The 16,741-nt window shown below is 62.8% G+C and carries 20 protein-coding genes; 6 read left to right on the top strand and 14 right to left on the bottom strand.

Translation table 11 applies throughout. From position 1 onward, the window contains the following. Nucleotides 1-120 precede the first annotated feature (120 nt). The 3 genes from NR193_RS08110 to NR193_RS08100 are packed head-to-tail and all read left to right on the top strand — an operon-like array spanning nt 121 to nt 1,607. The gene (locus NR193_RS08110) at nt 121-405 is read left to right on the top strand and encodes a PRC-barrel domain-containing protein (protein WP_256750358.1); all 285 of its coding nucleotides are present in this window, start codon (nt 121-123) and stop codon (nt 403-405) included. A gap of 60 nt (nt 406-465) precedes the next feature. Further along, nucleotides 466-1,017: a DUF6894 family protein gene (locus NR193_RS08105; RefSeq protein ID WP_256750357.1), complete on the top strand. Its 552-nt coding sequence runs from the start codon at nt 466-468 to the stop codon at nt 1,015-1,017. Beyond that, on the top strand, nt 999-1,607 hold the full coding sequence (locus NR193_RS08100) for a cysteine hydrolase (protein ID WP_256750356.1): 609 nt from the start codon (nt 999-1,001) through the stop codon (nt 1,605-1,607). Before NR193_RS08105 ends, NR193_RS08100 begins: the two co-directional genes overlap by 19 nt. 18 nt (nt 1,608-1,625) lie before the next feature. On the opposite strand, the gene NR193_RS08095 is transcribed toward NR193_RS08100, so the two are convergent. From NR193_RS08095 to NR193_RS08055, 9 genes are all read right to left on the bottom strand, one after another. Beyond that, on the bottom strand, nt 1,626-2,777 hold the full coding sequence (locus NR193_RS08095; protein WP_256750355.1) for a GGDEF domain-containing protein: 1,152 nt from the start codon (nt 2,775-2,777) through the stop codon (nt 1,626-1,628). Nucleotides 2,778-2,927: 150 nt separating this feature from the next. Then, nucleotides 2,928-3,731, bottom strand: a complete 804-nt coding sequence (locus NR193_RS08090; protein ID WP_256750354.1) for a DUF72 domain-containing protein — start codon at nt 3,729-3,731, stop codon at nt 2,928-2,930. A gap of 72 nt (nt 3,732-3,803) precedes the next feature. Beyond that, nucleotides 3,804-4,400 carry a hypothetical protein gene (locus NR193_RS08085; protein WP_256750353.1) on the bottom strand — a complete coding sequence of 199 codons (597 nt, stop codon included), beginning with the start codon at nt 4,398-4,400 and terminating at the stop codon, nt 3,804-3,806. Nucleotides 4,401-4,418: 18 nt separating this feature from the next. Then, nucleotides 4,419-4,871, bottom strand: a complete 453-nt coding sequence (locus NR193_RS08080) for a GNAT family N-acetyltransferase (RefSeq protein WP_256750352.1) — start codon at nt 4,869-4,871, stop codon at nt 4,419-4,421. Between the two features lie 34 nt (nt 4,872-4,905). Further along, the gene (gene uvrA, locus NR193_RS08075) at nt 4,906-7,827 is read right to left on the bottom strand and encodes an excinuclease ABC subunit UvrA (protein ID WP_256750351.1); all 2,922 of its coding nucleotides are present in this window, start codon (nt 7,825-7,827) and stop codon (nt 4,906-4,908) included. A gap of 694 nt (nt 7,828-8,521) precedes the next feature. Next, entirely contained in the window at nt 8,522-8,755 is a 234-nt protein-coding gene (locus NR193_RS08070) for a hypothetical protein (protein ID WP_375162695.1), read from the bottom strand. Nucleotides 8,756-8,918: 163 nt separating this feature from the next. Beyond that, nucleotides 8,919-9,524: an ATP-dependent Clp protease proteolytic subunit gene (locus NR193_RS08065; protein ID WP_256750349.1), complete on the bottom strand. Its 606-nt coding sequence runs from the start codon at nt 9,522-9,524 to the stop codon at nt 8,919-8,921. A 21-nt stretch (nt 9,525-9,545) separates the two neighbouring features. Beyond that, nucleotides 9,546-10,028 carry an SRPBCC domain-containing protein gene (locus tag NR193_RS08060; RefSeq protein WP_256750348.1) on the bottom strand — a complete coding sequence of 161 codons (483 nt, stop codon included), beginning with the start codon at nt 10,026-10,028 and terminating at the stop codon, nt 9,546-9,548. Between the two features lie 14 nt (nt 10,029-10,042). Then, nucleotides 10,043-10,357 carry a helix-turn-helix transcriptional regulator gene (locus NR193_RS08055; protein ID WP_256750347.1) on the bottom strand — a complete coding sequence of 105 codons (315 nt, stop codon included), beginning with the start codon at nt 10,355-10,357 and terminating at the stop codon, nt 10,043-10,045. 226 nt (nt 10,358-10,583) lie between these two features. Between NR193_RS08055 and NR193_RS08050 the strand changes: the two genes are divergently transcribed. After that, nucleotides 10,584-11,099: a single-stranded DNA-binding protein gene (locus tag NR193_RS08050; RefSeq protein WP_256750346.1), complete on the top strand. Its 516-nt coding sequence runs from the start codon at nt 10,584-10,586 to the stop codon at nt 11,097-11,099. A gap of 145 nt (nt 11,100-11,244) precedes the next feature. Continuing rightward, a complete protein-coding gene (locus NR193_RS08045; protein ID WP_256750345.1) occupies nt 11,245-11,670 on the top strand; it encodes an OsmC family protein in 426 nt (141 codons plus the stop codon). 24 nt (nt 11,671-11,694) lie between these two features. Here the strand turns inward: NR193_RS08045 and NR193_RS08040 are convergent, their stop codons facing one another. The 3 genes from NR193_RS08040 to NR193_RS08030 all read right to left on the bottom strand — a co-directional run bounded on the left by NR193_RS08040 (nt 11,695) and on the right by NR193_RS08030 (nt 13,388). After that, complete coding sequence (locus NR193_RS08040; RefSeq protein ID WP_256750344.1) at nt 11,695-12,324, bottom strand: MarC family protein; 630 nt, start codon at nt 12,322-12,324, stop codon at nt 11,695-11,697. Between the two features lie 102 nt (nt 12,325-12,426). After that, the gene (locus NR193_RS08035; RefSeq protein WP_256750343.1) at nt 12,427-12,804 is read right to left on the bottom strand and encodes a VOC family protein; all 378 of its coding nucleotides are present in this window, start codon (nt 12,802-12,804) and stop codon (nt 12,427-12,429) included. Between the two features lie 32 nt (nt 12,805-12,836). After that, nucleotides 12,837-13,388, bottom strand: coding sequence for a hypothetical protein (locus tag NR193_RS08030; protein ID WP_256750342.1), 552 nt, complete (start codon nt 13,386-13,388; stop codon nt 12,837-12,839). 85 nt (nt 13,389-13,473) lie between these two features. Between NR193_RS08030 and NR193_RS08025 the strand changes: the two genes are divergently transcribed. Further along, nucleotides 13,474-14,373 carry an AraC family transcriptional regulator gene (locus NR193_RS08025; RefSeq protein ID WP_256750341.1) on the top strand — a complete coding sequence of 300 codons (900 nt, stop codon included), beginning with the start codon at nt 13,474-13,476 and terminating at the stop codon, nt 14,371-14,373. On the opposite strand, the gene NR193_RS08020 is transcribed toward NR193_RS08025, so the two are convergent. Beyond that, the gene (locus NR193_RS08020; RefSeq protein ID WP_256750340.1) at nt 14,337-14,957 is read right to left on the bottom strand and encodes a ParB-like protein; all 621 of its coding nucleotides are present in this window, start codon (nt 14,955-14,957) and stop codon (nt 14,337-14,339) included. The genes NR193_RS08025 and NR193_RS08020 overlap by 37 nt on opposite strands. Further along, nucleotides 14,954-16,657 carry a SulP family inorganic anion transporter gene (locus NR193_RS08015; RefSeq protein WP_256750339.1) on the bottom strand — a complete coding sequence of 568 codons (1,704 nt, stop codon included), beginning with the start codon at nt 16,655-16,657 and terminating at the stop codon, nt 14,954-14,956. Before NR193_RS08015 ends, NR193_RS08020 begins: the two co-directional genes overlap by 4 nt. Between the last annotated feature and the right edge of the window lie 84 nt (nt 16,658-16,741).

The raw sequence follows: 16,741 nt of genomic DNA, 5'->3' as shown, positions 1-16,741 counted from the left end.
CGACCATCGGCGCTGGCGGAAATCTCTGAACGTCCAAATTTTGCCACGCGGCATCAATCCATGCGGAACTGTTCTTCTGGTCGCAGGTTGCAGCAGTTCTACACAACAGGAGATGCAGCCATGGATCACACCCACCACATACGCCTTTCCGGCAATGAGTTGACCTCCGACATACTCGACGGCGCGACCATCTACGGCGCGGACGACGAGAAGGTCGGCACAGTCTCTCATCTGCATGGCAGCCAGGTCGTCATCGATGTGGGCGGCTTCCTCGGCATTGGGGCAAAACCCGTTGCTGTGCCTGCCGACCAGTTGGACTTCATGCGCGACGAGACCGGCGATGTTCACGCGGTCACCACCTGGACGAAGGCTCAGCTCAAGGACATTCCCGAGCATCAGGATTGAAGATCAAACAGGGCCTGGCTTCGGTCGGCCCTGATTTTTTGAGGATGACAGGAGCTCGCCATGCAAATCATTCGAACCGAAGTCACGAATGCCGCGGCACTGGATGGTCGGTCGGTCCGTCGCGTCATGTTCCACGGTGAGGGCAGTGAATGTGTCACCGTGGACATGGCTGGTGCCGACGGAAAGAGCGAGGAGGACGCGCTAGCTCGTGCCAAGGCGATCCTGGTTCAGACGGCTACGTTCGCCCTTGCCGCTAACGACTATGATGCCAATAGCAATGGCAATTTTGATGAGCTTGCAGTCACGGCGGCAAGCGACGGGATCGGTGATGCGTATATCTTCGAATACCGCGACGGAGAGACCATCCGACGGATACCTCCGTCGAGGATGCCGAGCCTTGATGCCGCCCGGTCGGAGGCAATCCGCTGTGCAGTCGATCTACTGGTCGACTTGCAGACCGGCACGGACGATCTGTCCGGTTGGCTGGTTCGCGTATTCCGCGAAAACGGCGAGCTCCTCTGTGTGGTTGACGTGGCCGAGGCGAAAGCGGCCATGCAGGAAAGCCAGCAGCGCATGGCTGACGGAGACCAGCCGTGGCCGCGCAAGGGCTAGTTCACGGACCTCTTGGCAAAAACTGCCTGCATGTCTGCGTCGACATGCAGCGCCTGTTCGGAGTGGATGGGCCCTGGGCCGTGCCATGGGCCGAGAAAGTGGTGCCGGTCATAGAGGAACTGGTCGCCAGACAGCCGGAGCGAACACTTTTCACCCGTTTTATCCCCGCCAAGCGTCCGGGCGAGGGCCCAGGAATGTGGGCGAGCTACTATCGTCGATGGGCGGAAGTGACGCTTTCACGTATCGATCCAGGTCTGATCGAGCTCATGCCTCAACTTCGACGCTTCGTGCCGCCGGCCAAACTTGTCGACAAGCGCGTCTATTCGCCATGGACTGAAGGGCGTCTCGACGCCCTACTGCATGGCTCAGCCGTAAATACCTTGGTGATTACGGGAGGTGAAACCGACGTCTGTGTGCTCGCCACCGTACTTGGCGCCATTGATCGTGGCTTTCGCGTTGTTCTCGTCACCGACGCCATCTGCAGTTCCGCAGATGATACGCACAACGCGCTGATGGAACTCTATCGTTCGCGGTTCAGTGAGCAGGTCGAGGCCGTGACCATGCGGGAGGTCACGGATAATTGGCAGTAAGATAGAAGGCTGACCACTCTAGCCCGCGCGGCGCAATGCCGAGGCGGTGACCCGGTTGCGGCCGCCGCGCTTGGCGGCGTATAGCGCCTTGTCGGCGGCGCTGAGCACCTTGTCGAAGCTGAGACCTTCCTTGGTGCCGAAAGCAAATCCAGCGCTGACCGTGCATGTCAGATGCCCCGCCTCGGTTTCGATGCGGTACGCGGCGAAGGCTGCCCGTATCGCCTCGGCGGTGGCCTCCACCGTTTCGGGCAAGGTCCGTTTCAACACCAGCGCGAATTCCTCGCCGCCCATGCGCGCGGCGACGTCGGTCGGGCGAAGGTTGCCGGCGAGTTCGCCGGCAAATACCTTCAGGACCTCATCGCCCGCGGCGTGGCCGAATTCATCGTTGACGGCCTTGAAGCTGTCGAGATCGAACACGACCACGGCGGTGAATGCGCCGACCGGTACATTGCCATGCAGATCGAACAAGGCGCGGCGGTTTAGCAGCCCGGTCAGGGGATCGGTCAGCGCATTGCGGCGGTGATGTCTGGCCAGGCGTCCCTGATTGAGCGCCAGCGACAATGCGCCAATACCTGTCATGCTGGCGATGACGACGATGAGGCTCAGATCCTCGGCCCAGTTGCTTGGTGCATGTCCAAGGATCAGTCTGCCATCCCATGCCAGAACCGCCGCGCACAGCACGAAGGATATGGCCGTGGCCGAATAGAGCGCCGCTGCACCGATCGCAAGAGCAGGGGCCTCGGCGCGCCCCTTCCAGTATTCGGCGGCCGTCGCGAACAAGAGCAGCGCGGCGAACATGTTCTCGAACATGAAGCCGAGACCGTCATAGCCTAGAGCCATGGGCGGCAGCGCCACCGCAAGCGCAATGCCGCTGCCCATCAGGATATGTGGCAGGGAAGAGCCGCCGCTTCTGAACTGATGGGCGGCGCCAAGCATCATCGAGAAGCCGACAAGCAGCAAGGTGAAGGCGGCCAACCCGAGGATACGTCCGGGCGTGGCGATATAGGCTTCGTAGGTGAAGACGTCGCCGACCACCAGCAATGCGCTGATCGCCCATGTCAGCAGGAACTTGTCCGTGCGAGCGGTCAGCCATGTGCCGAACAACGTCAGGCTCAGGCAGGCAGCCGAAAAACCAACTGCCAGCAGAAGTGAGTTGTAGTCGAGCGACATGCCCCTCGTTCCTTGCCCGCGGTGGTCCCGGATATGCGACTTGGCCGCGCTGGATTCATGCAGCAAGGAGGTATCGATAAGGTTACGATGAGGGCGAAGATGCACGATTCCGCTGCGTCAAAGCATCCTGAAGGGCAGCCGTCCCGCCCTCTAGCTCACGCGTTTCATCAGCGCCATCGCTCCGAATGGCGCGCGCACCTTGCCCTCGGTGATGAAGTAGACGAACACGTCGCGTGGCTGCACGGGCGCCTCGGTGGCGGGATCGGCGCGCGGCAGGTCGGCTGGCACCTTGCCCTCCGCCCATGTCCTTGCTCGCGCTGCCCACTCATCGAGACCTTTCGGCGTGTAGCAGTCAGGGTTGTCGTCGCTGCCGGTCTGCAGCCGGGCATAGATGAAATCGCCGGTGACATCGGCGATTGCAGGATATTTGGCATGGTCGGCATAGACGATCGCGACCTTGTATTTGCGGGCAAGCGCGGCGAATTCCGGCACGATGAAGCTGTCGTTGCGGACCTCGACCGCATGGCGCAATGCAACACCGTCCTGCTTTGCCGGAGGCAGTTTCAGAAAGGCTTCGAAATCATCGGGATCGAATTTCTTGGTGGGCGCGAACTGCCACAGGATCGGCCCGAGCTTTTCGCCGAGTGCGGCAACGCCGGAGCCAAGGAAACGCATCATCGATTCGCCGGCCTCGCCGAGCACGCGGCGATTGGTGACGAAGCGGTTGCCCTTCAGAGCATAGACGAACCCGTCCGGCGCCTCGCTTGCCCATTTGACGAAGGTCGGCTCCTTGAAGCTCGAATAATAGGTGCCGTTGACCTCGATGCTCGGCACTTGCCGGCTGGCATAGTTCAGTTGCTTCGCCTTGGATAGTTTGTCGGGATAGAAGGACGTGTCCCAGGGCTCGAAGGTCCAGCCGCCCATGCCGGCGCGGATTGTTCCCGATTTGCTCATGGATTTCTCCTCCAATATGTTTTCGCCAGCGTATTGCGTCGGTCAAATGCGATCCGCAAATGGCTATTTCGATCAGGCGGGCGGTTGCCAATCCGCTGGAAAGATTGTCGGGGTTCCTGAGGGGTAGAGGCTTTTCCGCAGCCGCATAACGCGGAACTGACTTCCGTCCTCGACGATGTCGTAGAGAGCCTTGATCGGCTGATAGCGTGCGCGGCGATAGTCATGCAACATGACGATCGTATCGGCGTGACATAGCAGTGTCGCCATGAACGCGCACTCCATCCGGCGCCGGCCGTCAATGAAGATGAAGTCGAATTTGCGCTTCAGGCTGAGCGGCCAGGTCGAATAGTTGAGTTCCGGATCGCGGTCGCCGAGCTTGGGCCCCTGGAGGTCGAGGCAGATCGGATGGAACCCGCTCCACTTCGGCAGCTGCGGCAGGAGTTGATCGAGGAAGGACTGATTGTCTTCGATCGAAAATAGATTGTCGATGGCGAGCTGGTTCCTCAACTCGAGCATCGCCAGTGTTGTGTGGCCCGTGCCCCATTCCAAATAGGCTCGCGTCTGCGGCCTTACCTGGTGAAGCAGGATGCGTTGGAATTCGGACAAATAGTCGGCGCCGTAAGCGTGCGACGAGCGGACAACGCCACCTAATATCAACTTGTTTTCCATAGGGCCTTCGTCCGGCATTCACATCGCCTTCGTCATGTCGACGAGCGTCCATCCTGGCCGGTAGGGATTGGGCCGGCGACCCGTTTCTTGGAAACCGTAGGCAAGATAGAGCGCGATGTTTCGCTCCATCCTGGCGTTGGTGTAGAGGCGTACCTCCGGCAAGCGCCACAGGCGGGTCTGTTCATCCGCGTGCCTGAGCAGCGCGATGCCGAAGCCCTTGCCCTGAAATTCTGGCGCGACAGCCACGGAGAAGATCATCGCGTGATCATCATGCCGCTCGAGCGTCAGCAGTCCAGCCAACTCGCCGCCACTCTCCAAGAGCCAGACCTCGCCGCGTGCGATGCGCGGCGCATAATCCTCGGTGACCGGGATCGGCGGCGCGCCAAACAGCGCGGAATAGGGAGCATAGGCCGCCGTGGTCAGCGAGACGACAGTTTGGAGATCACCGGCAAGCGCTTTTCTGAGGATCATTCAAAAGCTCTCCAGGCGCCAGCCGGTCCGACCATCACTCCGCCGCTTCGCGCTTGCCTCCGGGGCGCCGCTCCAGCAACTCCTTGAGGAACTGGCCGGTGTAGCTGCGCTTCTCGCGCACGATGGCTTCCGGTGTGCCGGACGCCACCAGTTCACCGCCGCCATCGCCACCTTCGGGACCGAGGTCCAGCACCCAGTCGGCGGTCTTGATCACCTCGAGATTGTGCTCGATGACCACCACCGTGTTGCCCTGGTCGACCAGTTCATGCAGCACTTCCAAGAGCTTGGCGACGTCGTGGAAATGCAGGCCGGTGGTCGGCTCGTCGAGGATGTAGAGTGTCTTGCCGGTCGCCTTGCGCGACAGTTCCTTGGCGAGCTTGATGCGCTGCGCCTCGCCGCCGGACAGCGTCGTCGCCTGCTGGCCGATATGGATGTAGCCAAGGCCGACCTGCTTCAGCGTATCGAGCTTGTCGCGCACGCCGGGAACGGCGGCGAAGAAATCGACGCCTTCCTCGACCGTCATGTCGAGCACGTCTGCGATCGACTTGCCCTTGAACAGGACGTCGAGCGTCTCGCGGTTGTAGCGCTTGCCGTGGCAGACGTCGCAGGTGACATAGACGTCGGGCAGGAAGTGCATCTCGATCTTGATGACGCCGTCGCCCTGGCAGGCCTCGCAGCGGCCGCCCTTGACGTTGAACGAGAAGCGGCCGGGCTGATAGCCGCGCGCCTTGGCTTCGGGAAGGCCGGCGAACCAGTCACGGATAGGCGTGAAGGCGCCGGTATAGGTGGCCGGGTTCGAGCGCGGCGTCCGTCCGATCGGCGACTGGTCGATGTCGATGACCTTGTCGAGGAATTCGAGACCCTCGATGCGGTCGTGCTCGGCGGGATGTTCGCGCGAGCCCATGATGCGGCGCGACGCGGCCTTGAACAGCGTCTCGATCAGGAAGGTCGACTTCCCGCCGCCCGACACGCCGGTCACGGCGGTGAAGGTGCCGAGCGGGATTTCGGCGGTCACGTTCTTCAGATTGTTGCCGCGCGCACCGACGATCTTCAGGCGCCGGTTCTTCTTGGCCTCGCGTCGCACGCCAGGCGTTGCCACTTCCAATGCGCCCGACAGGTATTTGCCGGTGATCGAATTGGGATTGGCCATGACCTGCTGCGGCGTTCCCTGGGCGATGATCTCGCCGCCATGGATGCCGGCGGCCGGACCCATGTCGACGACATAGTCGGCATGCAGGATGGCATCCTCGTCGTGCTCGACGACGATCACCGTGTTGCCGATGTCGCGCAGGTGCTTCAGCGTGTCCAGCAGGCGTGCATTGTCGCGCTGATGCAGGCCGATCGACGGCTCGTCCAGAACATAGAGCACGCCGGTGAGGCCGGAGCCGATCTGCGAGGCCAGGCGGATGCGCTGGCTTTCGCCGCCCGACAGCGTGCCGGAATTGCGCGACAGCGTCAGATAGTCGAGCCCGACATCGTTGAGGAAGCGAAGCCGCTCGCGGATCTCCTTGAGCACGCGCACCGCGATCTCGTTCTGCTTGTCGTTGAGCGACGCCGGCAGGTCGGTGAACCACTGGTCGGCCTTGCGGATGGAAAGCTCGGTGACTTCGCCGATATGCCTGCCAGCGATTTTCACGGCCAGCGACTCGGGCTTCAACCGATAGCCCTTGCACACCGGGCAAGGGGTGGCCGACATGAAGCGCTCGATTTCCTCGCGCATCCAGGCGGATTCGGTCTCCTTCCAGCGCCGCTCGAGATTGGGGATGACGCCCTCGAATGTCTTGGTCGTCTTGTAGGAGCGCAGGCCGTCATCGTACTGGAAGGTGATCTCGCGCTCGCCGGTGCCGCGCAGGATGGCTTCCTGAGCTTCAACCGTCAGGTCCTTGAATTTGTCGCCGAGCTTGAAGCCATAGGCCTTGCCGAGCGCTTCCAGCGTCTGTGCGTAGTAGGGCGAGGTCGATTTCGCCCAGGGGCTGACGGCGCCATCGCGCAGCGAAACGTTCTCGTCGGGCACGACGAGGTTGGGATCTATGGCGCGCTGGCTGCCGAGGCCATCGCAGGTCGGGCAGGCGCCGAATGGGTTGTTGAAGGAGAACAGGCGCGGCTCGATTTCCGGAATGGTGAAGCCGGACACCGGACAGGCGAATTTTTCCGAGAACAGGATGCGCTCATGCGTCTCGTTCTTCGACTTGTTGACCGAGTCCTCGCCGGTCTGGCTGGCGTCGAGCGGCTTGTCGGCGAATTCGGCCACCGCCAGCCCGTCGGCCAGCTTCAGCGCCGTCTCGATGGAATCGGCGAGACGGGTCGCCAGATCGCCGCGTACGACAATGCGGTCGACGACGACGTCGAGGTCGTGCTTGTATTTCTTGTCCAGCGCCGGCACGTCGGCGATCTCATAGAATACGCCGTCGACCTTGACGCGCTGAAAGCCCTTCTTCTGCAGCTCCAGCAATTCCTTGCGGTACTCGCCCTTACGGCCGCGAACCATCGGCGCCAGGATGAACAGGCGCGTGCCTTCCTCGACGGCGAGCACGCGGTCGACCATCTGGCTGACCGTCTGGCTTTCGATCGGCAGGCCCGTAGCCGGCGAATAAGGGACACCGACGCGCGCGAAGAGCAGGCGCATATAGTCGTAGATCTCGGTGACGGTGCCGACCGTCGAACGTGGGTTCTTCGAGGTGGTCTTCTGCTCGATGGAGATGGCGGGCGACAGGCCATCGATCTGATCGACGTCCGGCTTCTGCATCATTTCGAGGAATTGCCGCGCGTAGGCCGAAAGGCTTTCGACATAGCGGCGCTGGCCTTCGGCGTAGATGGTGTCGAAGGCAAGCGACGATTTGCCGGAACCTGACAGGCCGGTCATGACAATCAGGCTGTCACGCGGCAGGTCGAGGTCGACATTCTTCAAATTGTGTTCGCGCGCCCCGCGAATGGAAAGGTACTTATGGTCGGCCATTGCCGGTCGCCGCCTCAAATCTGGAATTCGTGGGATTGGCGGGTATCTCCCGGCCATCCCCTATGTAGGTCTTTTTGCCGCCACGTCGAGAGACGCCACAAACTCTCGATCAGAAGCGTTTAACCGTCTTTCGCGCGAAGGGGCAAGCAGAAAGAACAAAGGCCGAACATGCTCCTGACAAAAGCTGTGCATCCAACGTTGCTCGGCGGGCCTGGCGATCACATTTTTCGCAATCGGCTATTGAACGGTTGACGTCACCGACTCAGGGGAGCAAAGTTCAAAGGGTCAACGAAGCCGGCCGTCTTTCGATGGCCTCGCCGCCCAGAGGCGGCCTGCGAGACGCCGCAGGCATTTGCGATTTGCGCTTCGGGACGACAACGTCGCAACGGACAAAGGAGCGGAGCATGACGCCACCGGACAGTCCCTTGAGGCTCCACGTGTCGCTGGAGCCGCGGCAGGCATAAGTGCCAGGGCCAGGCGTTTGCGCCGCCCGTCAAACCGTGACCTGCCATATCCCACAAAAATCAGAGACTGTTAGTCGGATCGTCGGCTGAATGCCGCGAAGCATCCGAAATCAAACGCCGGCAGTACACTCCCGGTAAAATATGGATTTTAGATCCAGAAAAGCCCCGTCCGTTGCTCAAAGCACGGCGGGGCTGTTTTTATGCGCGACGGCAGTTTGGCACGCGCAACGTCAGTGACGCGGCAGTCCGATTGCACCAGCGCCCATATCGATGGTGATGCTGCCGGAAATCCTGACATCCGTATCGCCGATCTTGAACTGGCCGTTCCCATTGCTGGGGAGCGCGTTATCGGGTTCGGGCTCGGGGGCCGGCTTGGCGATGTGATAATCGCTTGTCACGCCGGGCAGGGCGCCTTGCCGTGGGCTTGCCGAACTGTCTTCGGCAAAGGCAGTGCCGCAGGTCATGGCAGCGGCGGCGACGCCAACGATCAGCCGGTTCAAACCAGTGCGTGAGAGCTTGAGGAGCATTGGCCAACTATAATGCCGCGACCGGGGCGAAACCAGAGCGGCGGCGGCAAAAATCGCCGGCGGCCGACCGACCTCGGCTGAGCTCGCCGGCTGCGCGCCTTCACGCCGCCTTTTTGCGCGTATCGAAAACATGGTCGACGATGCCCCAGGCCTGGGCCTCGCGGGCCGTCATGAAGTGGTCGCGGTCGAGCGTGCGCTCGACTTCCTCGTAGGTGCGGCCGCAATGCTGCGCATAGAGTTCGGCCATGTGCCGTTTTGTCTGGCCGATGCGCTCGGCATGGCGCTGGATGTCGGAGGCCTGGCCCTGGAATCCGCCCAGCGGCTGATGCAACAGGATGGTGGCGTTCGGCAGGGAAATCCGGCGTCCGGCGGTGCCTGCCATCAACAGGAACGAGGCCATCGAGGCGGCAAAGCCCATGCATACGGTCGACACCGGGCAGTTGATGTATTGCATCGTGTCGTAGATGGCGAAACCGCTGGTGACCACGCCCCCCGGCGAGTTGATGTAGAGCGAAATCTCCTTGTCGGGATTGTCCGATTCCAGCGACAGCAGCTGCGCGCAGACCAGCGCCGAGACGTCGTCGTTGATCTCGCCGTTGATGAAGACGATGCGCTCGCGCAGCAGTCGCGAGAAAATGTCGAAGGCGCGTTCGCCGCGGCTCGATTGCTCGATCACCATCGGCACCAGATTGGCAACACCGCTCATAGTCTTCTCCATTGTCCTTGTTCAGGCCGCCCGCTGCATCGGCAGAGGCGTGTTCGCGGCGATGGGCTGTCCGGCCCCGCGCAACCCCAGGGAAAGCCGGCAGCCGGCGCCTGCCATGGCAACATCGGGCATTGCCGTTCGGGCAAAACCGTCATGGACAATGCGCAGGTGTGTGCCGCCCGAAATGGTGCGGGCGAGTGTGAAGGTGACGGTGCTGTCGAGCGGGTCCTGCCGCGCGGCATCGCCCGGCTGCGGCCGCTCGCGCCAGGAATAACGCAAAAGTCGTTCGGGCTCGGCGTCGAGAATCTCGCATTCGATCGGCGCACCCGGGCCGGCGAAGGCAAAACGATTGCCGATCTCCGGCCTGATGTCGTTCGGCATCATCCAGGCGGCGAGCAGTTCCGGCGTGGTCAGCGCCCGCCACACCTTTTCCGGCGGCTCGGCAAGCTCATATTCGAACTCGAGTGCATCAGGGGCGATTTCGCCTTGGCTTTCGCCGGTCATTGATCCCGTGTCCTTCATTGATCCATGTCCTTCAAAACCGCCTTCAGCCTCTCGATGCGCTCCGGCCAGAAGGCCCGGTAGCGTTCGATCCAGGAGAGCAGGGGAGCGAGCCCTTGCGGATCGGCGCGGTAGTAGGCGTTGCGGCCGGCCCGCCGCTCGACCACCAGGCCAGCGCCGCGCAGCACCGCCAGATGCTGCGACACCGCCGGCTGCGACACCGTCATGCCGCTGCGCAGTTCCGACACGCTCATCTCGCTGGTGGCGAGGCGCTCGTAGACGGCGCGGCGCGTCGGGTCGGCCAGGGCCCGGAAAATCTCGGCTTCGATCATGGCAAAAGCATAAGCCGACACTTATCGATTTGGCAAGCGCTGTTTTGAAACCCATATGCAGGGCTCGGGCATTGCTGCCATTCCTTGACAATCAGCGGTGATGCATATAGGAACGAAAAGGGAACAAAATCCTTGTGGGAAAAGGCAGCCACAGCAGGCGAGGATCGTCCGGAGCCTGTAAGGTGCGCCAACAAAAAATTGTTTCGGATGAGCGCGGAGAAGTAAGATGGCGGGTAGCGTCAACAAAGTCATTCTGGTCGGCAATCTCGGCGCGGACCCTGAAGTCCGCCGGCTGAACTCCGGCGAGCCGGTCGTCAACATCCGCATTGCGACTTCGGAAAGCTGGCGTGACAAGAATTCCGGCGAACGCAAGGAAAAGACCGAGTGGCACAACGTCGTCATCTTCAATGACCAGCTCGCCAAGGTGGCCGAGCAGTATCTGAAGAAGGGTATGAAGGTCTATGTCGAGGGCCAGTTGCAGACGCGCAAATGGCAGGACCAGACCGGCAATGACAAGTACACGACGGAAGTCGTGCTGCAGAAATTCCGTGGCGAGCTCCAGATGCTCGACGCGCGCGGGCAGGGCGAAGGTGGCCAGGTCGGCGGCTATTCCGGTGGCGGCAGCAGCCGTGGTTCCGATTTCGGCCAGTCCAGCCCGGGCGAAAGCTTCAATCGTGGCGGCGGCGCTCCCAAGGGCGGCGGCGGTTCGTCGCGCGAGCTGGATGACGAGATCCCGTTCTGATCGAAAGCAATACCGAACGGCTGACGTCGCCAGATGGCTGACGTTACGTGATCGATACGCCCCGAGGGTCCCGGTGGACTTTCGGGGTTTTGCGTTGTTGATGGGCCTGACAGCAGGCGCGATCTGGGACTGAAAGGATAGGACGGTGAAGGCACGCGTAAAGTGGGTCGAGGAGCGTACCTTCGTCGGCGAGTCCGGTAGCGGCCACAAGCTGGTGCTGGGAACCGCATTGGGACCGGAAGGCAAGACGCCGGGTCCGAGCCCGATGGAGCTGGTGCTGATCGGCACCGGCGGCTGTTCGGCCTATGATGTCGTGCATATCCTCGAAAAAGGGCGCGAGGCGGTCGAGGACTGCGTCGTCGAACTCGACGCCGACCGGGCCGAAACCGAGCCCAGGGTTTTCACACGCATCCACATGCATTTCGTGGTCAAGGGCCGGTCGCTGTCCAGCGACAAGGTCAAACGGGCGATCAACCTGTCGATCGAAAAATACTGCTCCGCCTCCGCGATGCTGGCCAAGACCGCCACGATCACCCACGATTTCGAAGTGATCGATACGACGGCGAAGTAGGGTTCGGCCTCAGGGTTGGTCGCACTACCCTGCCATTAGCGCCTTGACGCCGTCCGCCACGAATTGCACGGCAAGCGCGGCCAGGATCACGCCGAGCAGGCGGGTCAGGATCGAGCGGCCGGTATGGCCGAGGATGCGGTCGATGCGCTCCGACAGCACGAATACCAGATAGGTGATGGCGAGGCAGACGAAGATGATGCCGACCAGCGCCGCCTGGGCGCCAAATCCCTGGAATGAACCGGACAAAAGCACCGTCGCCGAAATGGCACCGGGACCGGCGATCAGCGGGATCGCCAGCGGGAAAGCGGCGATGTTGTGGATCATGTCCTTGGTGATGGCGACGTCGCCGATCTTCTCCTTGCGGTCCTGCCTGCGCTCGAACACCATTTCGAAGGCGATGAAGAACAGCAGGAAGCCGCCGGCGACGCGGAAGGCCGGCAGCGTGATGCCGAACACCGACAGGATCGAGGCGCCGGCGATCGCGAACAGCGCCATCACCAGGAAGCCGATGACCGAGGCGCGGACGGATACCTGCTGGCGCTCCTCGCGGTTCATGCCGCGTGTCACGGCGAGGAACAGCGGCGCCAGCCCGGGCGGATCGATGGTCACGAGAATGGTGACGAAGGCGTTGAACAGGCTGTCGAAATTCGGCATCTCTGACCCCTCCAACCGGGCAGAGCCCGCACCGTGACATTGGTAGAGCAAAGCCCGGTCGGAGGGAACTGTCGGAGCGATGATACTAGAGACTTGGCTGCTTCAGCTGGCAGCGCCGCAATAGGCCTCGAGGCGGTAGCCATCCGGATCGATGACAAAGGCGGCGTAGTAGTTTTCGCCATAGTCGGCGCGCAGGCCCGGCGCCCCGTTGTCACTGCCACCTTCGCGTAAGGCACCGTTATAAAAGGCATCGACGCTGCCTCGCGTTGGCGCGGCGAAGCAGAAATGCAGGCCAGACTTTTCGTCTGCCGGCACAGGCCGCGGCGCCTCGTTGACCCATAGCGCGACGCTCTGTGCGCCATAGCCGAGCGAGCCCGGGGATTGGCTGAGACAGCTGTAGCCGAGCGGCTTCAGCGCGGCGTCGTAAAAACGCTTGGATGTTGCCGCGTCGCGGACACCGATCGAGATATGGTCGAACATATTTTTCTCCATTGTTACAATGTTTTGTAGCGTCAGGTTGTCGTCACTCGCCGCGCTAGGAACTCGACCTCCAGCCGCCATGTCGCGCCGCTGTCTTGTGAGCGTTCGCCAAGCCAGCGGAAGCTGTTGTCGGTGATGCGGGAAAAACTCCAGCGCACCGAAGAGCCGGTGCCGTCGGCGCCCACCTGCACGATCGTGTCGCCCTCGGCGCGGCCGAGCTGGCGGCTAAAATACTGGTTGCGCGGATCGCTCCAGAAGATGTGCCAGGCATCGGCGCCGGGATCGTAGACCCGCAGCGTCGTGCCATAAAAAGTCCATTTGCCAAGGGAAGGCGAGGGGCCGGCGTCGCGTGCCGGCAGGATCCACACATCCTGGATCGCCCGGCCTTCCAGCACCCAGCCAAAATGCACCTCGCCATGCCCGGTCAGCACGGTGCCGTCCTCGAGATGGCGCGAGGCCTCGAACGTCCAGGCGCCGACGAAGCGGCCGTAAAGGGCCAGTTGTTCGGCAAACCCTTCTGCTGGTCCGGGGCTGTGCAAAGTTTGTGCAAAGGAAGATTGGGCAAAGGAGGATTGGTCGAACATGGTTACAGTCTCTTCTTGTCAGGAGACCGGGAAGGGTAGGCGGTGACGGGGTTCTGGGCTTGGGAAAAATTGCTATAGTTCAGCCATGACAGCGACCACGCGCACGATCACATCCGGACCCGGCTGGCAGGTTTCGGACGTGGTGTGCACAGCCGGCGCCGGCGACCGCCCGTTCGAGGAATCACACCGGGATTTCTGCGTCGCCGTGGTCACCAGCGGCACGTTCCGTTATCGCGCGCAACAAGGCACGGCGATGCTGGCGCCCGGTTCCCTTCTGCTTGGCAATCCCGGCACATGCTATGAGTGCGGGCACGAGCATGGCAGCGGTGACCGCTGTCTCTCGTTCCATTTCCAACCGGCCTACATGGAACGGATCGCCGCTGACGTGCCGGGCGCCAGGAAACTGGCCTTCGGGGCGGCACGCCTGCCGCCTTTGCCGGCCTTGGCGCCACTGCTGGCCGCGGCCGAAGCCGCGCGAGACATGGCCGACAACGACGCCTTCGAGGAACTTTCCCTGCGCATCGCAGGTGCGTCAGTGACGGCCGCCTCCGGCGCCACGCCTGTCAGGCGCGCGCCGAGCCGCCGTGATCAGAAACGGGTTGCCGAAGCGGTGCGGCGGATCGAACTGGATGCCGACGGGCCGGTCTCGCTTTCGGCGCTTGCCGGGGAGACGGCGACGAGCCCCTATCATTTCCTGCGGATTTTCCGCCAGGTCGCCGGGATGACGCCTTACCAATTCCTGCTGCGGACACGGCTGCATCGCGCGGCGGTGCGGCTGCGCATGGCGAACGAGACGGTCTCGGCGATTGCCTTCGAGGCCGGCTTCAACGATCTGTCGACTTTCAACCGTCGTTTTCGGCGCGTCATGGGTGAGACGCCCGGCGACTATCGCACCCGCCGGTCGAGCGGCGCCTTGCCGGCCATATCCGCCGTCACGGCCTTGCGAGGTCAGTCCGACGTCGGGCCGCACCAGCCCGGCAGATAGTCCGCGTCCTTGCCCTTGGCCAGCGTCAGTGCCTCCTTCATCACCTTGTCGAAGTTCTTCGCCACGACCTCCGGGTCAATGCGGCGGCGCAGGAAATCCGCCCACAGGAACTCGCTGAACGGCGTCGTGTCCTTGGCGTAGCCGCCTTGCCGGCGCAGCTCACCCGCCATGCTTCGGTAGGGATCGTCGACCAGTCCAGCCATGGTTCTCGGAATGGCGCCGTAGTCGCGCCGCCGACCCGTTTCGTCGAACGGGTGCATCCAGCCGCGATTGTCGAGCACGACGAAAAAGGCGTCCTTGTCGAGCGCCGACAGGTCGCTGGTCACCGTGACGAAAACATCCTTGATGCCTTCCTCGAGCAGCGCGCGGGCGAGATGGTGGTGATCGGTGACGTAGTTGCGCTTCTTTGGCCCCAGCACGACGGGGACCATGTGCCTGCCGAGGAAGGTGCCGGTCTTCCTGGCACTCTGCGCGCGGATCATCTGGCGTTTCAAGGCCACTTCCCGCATGCCGACGGTGATCTGCGTCGGCCGCAAATCCTTGACGGCGACAGGGTTCAGCAGAGGCTCTCTTTGGGTGGTCATGTCCGGCTCTCCTGTTCCGGCGACTGCTGACCGGAATGCAGCGCCTTCACGGCGGCGTCGACGCTGTGGAATATCCGTTGCGGGCCGACGAGGTCGATGATGCCAAACCGCGCCAGGGCCGCCTGGGCGCGCAGCGACTCCATCCTGGCAATGGCGAAGATCGCGCCCGCCTTGCGGCAATGCGTTATGGTTTCGATCAGTGCCTGGGCGGCGGTATAGTCGATTTCGACGATGCTGCTGGCCTCCAGCACGACGAGTTTCACGCGTCCATTGCCGGCGTCGACCAGATCACGGAAGCCGCGTTTGAAGCGATCGGAATTGACGAAGGACAGAGGTGCCTGAAACGCGAGGACCAGCACGCCGGGCAACCGTTCACCGGCATTTCCGACGGTCGGCGGCCACCAGACCGACGTGCCGGGAACCTGCTCCAGCTCGATGGGCTGCGTGCGCGTCGCGCTCCACACCCCATGCAGCAGCGAAAGGCCGATGCCGATCGCCACACCGATCTGTATGGGCAGCACGACGATGGCCGCCATGGTGATGAGGATCAGGAGGAATTCGAGTGGCGCCTGCCGGTAGACTTTGGCGAACACCTGCCAGCGCAGGATACGCCGAGCCACGAACAACAGCACGCCTGCCAGGGCCGCCTGGGGGACGTCGGCCAGCAAGCCGCCGCCGAATGCGCCGAGCGCCAGCACGATTGCGGCGGCGAAGAGGCCTGCCAGTTGCGAATGGCCGCCGGTCTGGGCGGCGATGGCGGTGCGCGGCGGGCTGGCATTGACCGGAAAGCCGGCAAACAACCCCGACGCGATGCTGCCGGCGCCAACGCCGACAAAATCGCGGTTGACGTCAGGGGCCTCGCCCTGTTGCGAGGCGAAAGAGCGGGCGGTGGCTGCCGTCTGCACCATGACGACGATGGCAATCAGCAGCGCCAGCGGAACCAGCGCCTGGATGTCGCTGAGGCGGACCAGCGGCAAGCCGGCACGCGGCAGGCCGTTCGGCAAGGCGCCGAGCACGGCGACGCCGCGATCCGCGAGACCGAAGACGACGACGGCCAGTGTCGCCAGCACGAGGCCGATCAGCGCGCCGGGGATACGGGCGCTGAAGCGCTCGGCGAGGAAAACGATGGCGAACACGCCAAGGCCCAACGCCAGACTGTACGGGTTGGTGAGATGAAGGTTGGTGGCGATCTCACCGACGCGCTGCAAGGTTTCGCCGCTTTCGGCGGGCAAGCCAAGCAGCCCTGGCAGTTGCGAGACGATGATGTGGATGGCGATGCCGGCCAGAAAGCCGGTCGTGACCGGCACCGACAAGAGGTCGGCGATCCAGCCGAGGCGCAAGGCCCCGCAAAGAATGACCAGCAACCCGACCATCACCGCCAGTGTCGCGGCAAGCGCCAGATACTGGGGTGAGCCGCTGGCCGCAAGCAAGGCAAGACCACCCGCGAACAGCGGCGTGATCGTCGAATCCGCGCCGGCCGAAAGGTAGCGACTGGCGCCGAAGACGGCAAAGGCCAGCGATCCGGCGACGAAGACGAAAAAGCCGATCTCGGGTGCGAAGCCGCCCAGACGAGCTGTGGCCATCTGCTCGGGAATGGCAATCGCGGCCAATGTGAAACCCGCGACGAGATCGCCATTGAGATATTTCGGCGTCCACCCACTCAGCGAGCGGAACGGCAGCCACGAGGTCCAGTTCGTCACGCTTGTGGTCCTCGCTCAAGAAACACGCTCCACCTTGGCCTTTGCTTCGGCGGTCGCAAAAAGCACCTCGGCCATATCGTCGCA

The organism is Mesorhizobium sp. Mes31 (assembly GCF_024519675.1).
Classification (GTDB): Bacteria; Pseudomonadota; Alphaproteobacteria; order Rhizobiales; family Rhizobiaceae; genus Mesorhizobium.
The sequence above is the reverse complement of the archived record's forward strand: the minus strand, read 5'-3'. Positions and strand labels throughout refer to the sequence as shown.

Coding starts and splice junctions, on each gene's coding strand:
- NR193_RS08110 (WP_256750358.1), top strand. CDS start 121: ATGGATCACACCCACCACATACGCCTTTCCGGCAATGAGTTGACCTCC.
- NR193_RS08105 (WP_256750357.1), top strand. CDS start 466: ATGCAAATCATTCGAACCGAAGTCACGAATGCCGCGGCACTGGATGGT.
- NR193_RS08095 (WP_256750355.1), bottom strand. CDS start 2,777: ATGTCGCTCGACTACAACTCACTTCTGCTGGCAGTTGGTTTTTCGGCT.
- NR193_RS08090 (WP_256750354.1), bottom strand. CDS start 3,731: ATGAGCAAATCGGGAACAATCCGCGCCGGCATGGGCGGCTGGACCTTC.
- NR193_RS08085 (WP_256750353.1), bottom strand. CDS start 4,400: ATGGAAAACAAGTTGATATTAGGTGGCGTTGTCCGCTCGTCGCACGCT.
- NR193_RS08080 (WP_256750352.1), bottom strand. CDS start 4,871: ATGATCCTCAGAAAAGCGCTTGCCGGTGATCTCCAAACTGTCGTCTCG.
- uvrA (WP_256750351.1), bottom strand. CDS start 7,827: ATGGCCGACCATAAGTACCTTTCCATTCGCGGGGCGCGCGAACACAAT.
- NR193_RS08070 (WP_375162695.1), bottom strand. CDS start 8,755: ATGACCTGCGGCACTGCCTTTGCCGAAGACAGTTCGGCAAGCCCACGG.
- NR193_RS08065 (WP_256750349.1), bottom strand. CDS start 9,524: ATGAGCGGTGTTGCCAATCTGGTGCCGATGGTGATCGAGCAATCGAGC.
- NR193_RS08060 (WP_256750348.1), bottom strand. CDS start 10,028: ATGACCGGCGAAAGCCAAGGCGAAATCGCCCCTGATGCACTCGAGTTC.
- NR193_RS08055 (WP_256750347.1), bottom strand. CDS start 10,357: ATGATCGAAGCCGAGATTTTCCGGGCCCTGGCCGACCCGACGCGCCGC.
- NR193_RS08050 (WP_256750346.1), top strand. CDS start 10,584: ATGGCGGGTAGCGTCAACAAAGTCATTCTGGTCGGCAATCTCGGCGCG.
- NR193_RS08040 (WP_256750344.1), bottom strand. CDS start 12,324: ATGCCGAATTTCGACAGCCTGTTCAACGCCTTCGTCACCATTCTCGTG.
- NR193_RS08035 (WP_256750343.1), bottom strand. CDS start 12,804: ATGTTCGACCATATCTCGATCGGTGTCCGCGACGCGGCAACATCCAAG.
- NR193_RS08030 (WP_256750342.1), bottom strand. CDS start 13,388: ATGTTCGACCAATCCTCCTTTGCCCAATCTTCCTTTGCACAAACTTTG.
- NR193_RS08025 (WP_256750341.1), top strand. CDS start 13,474: ATGACAGCGACCACGCGCACGATCACATCCGGACCCGGCTGGCAGGTT.
- NR193_RS08020 (WP_256750340.1), bottom strand. CDS start 14,957: ATGACCACCCAAAGAGAGCCTCTGCTGAACCCTGTCGCCGTCAAGGAT.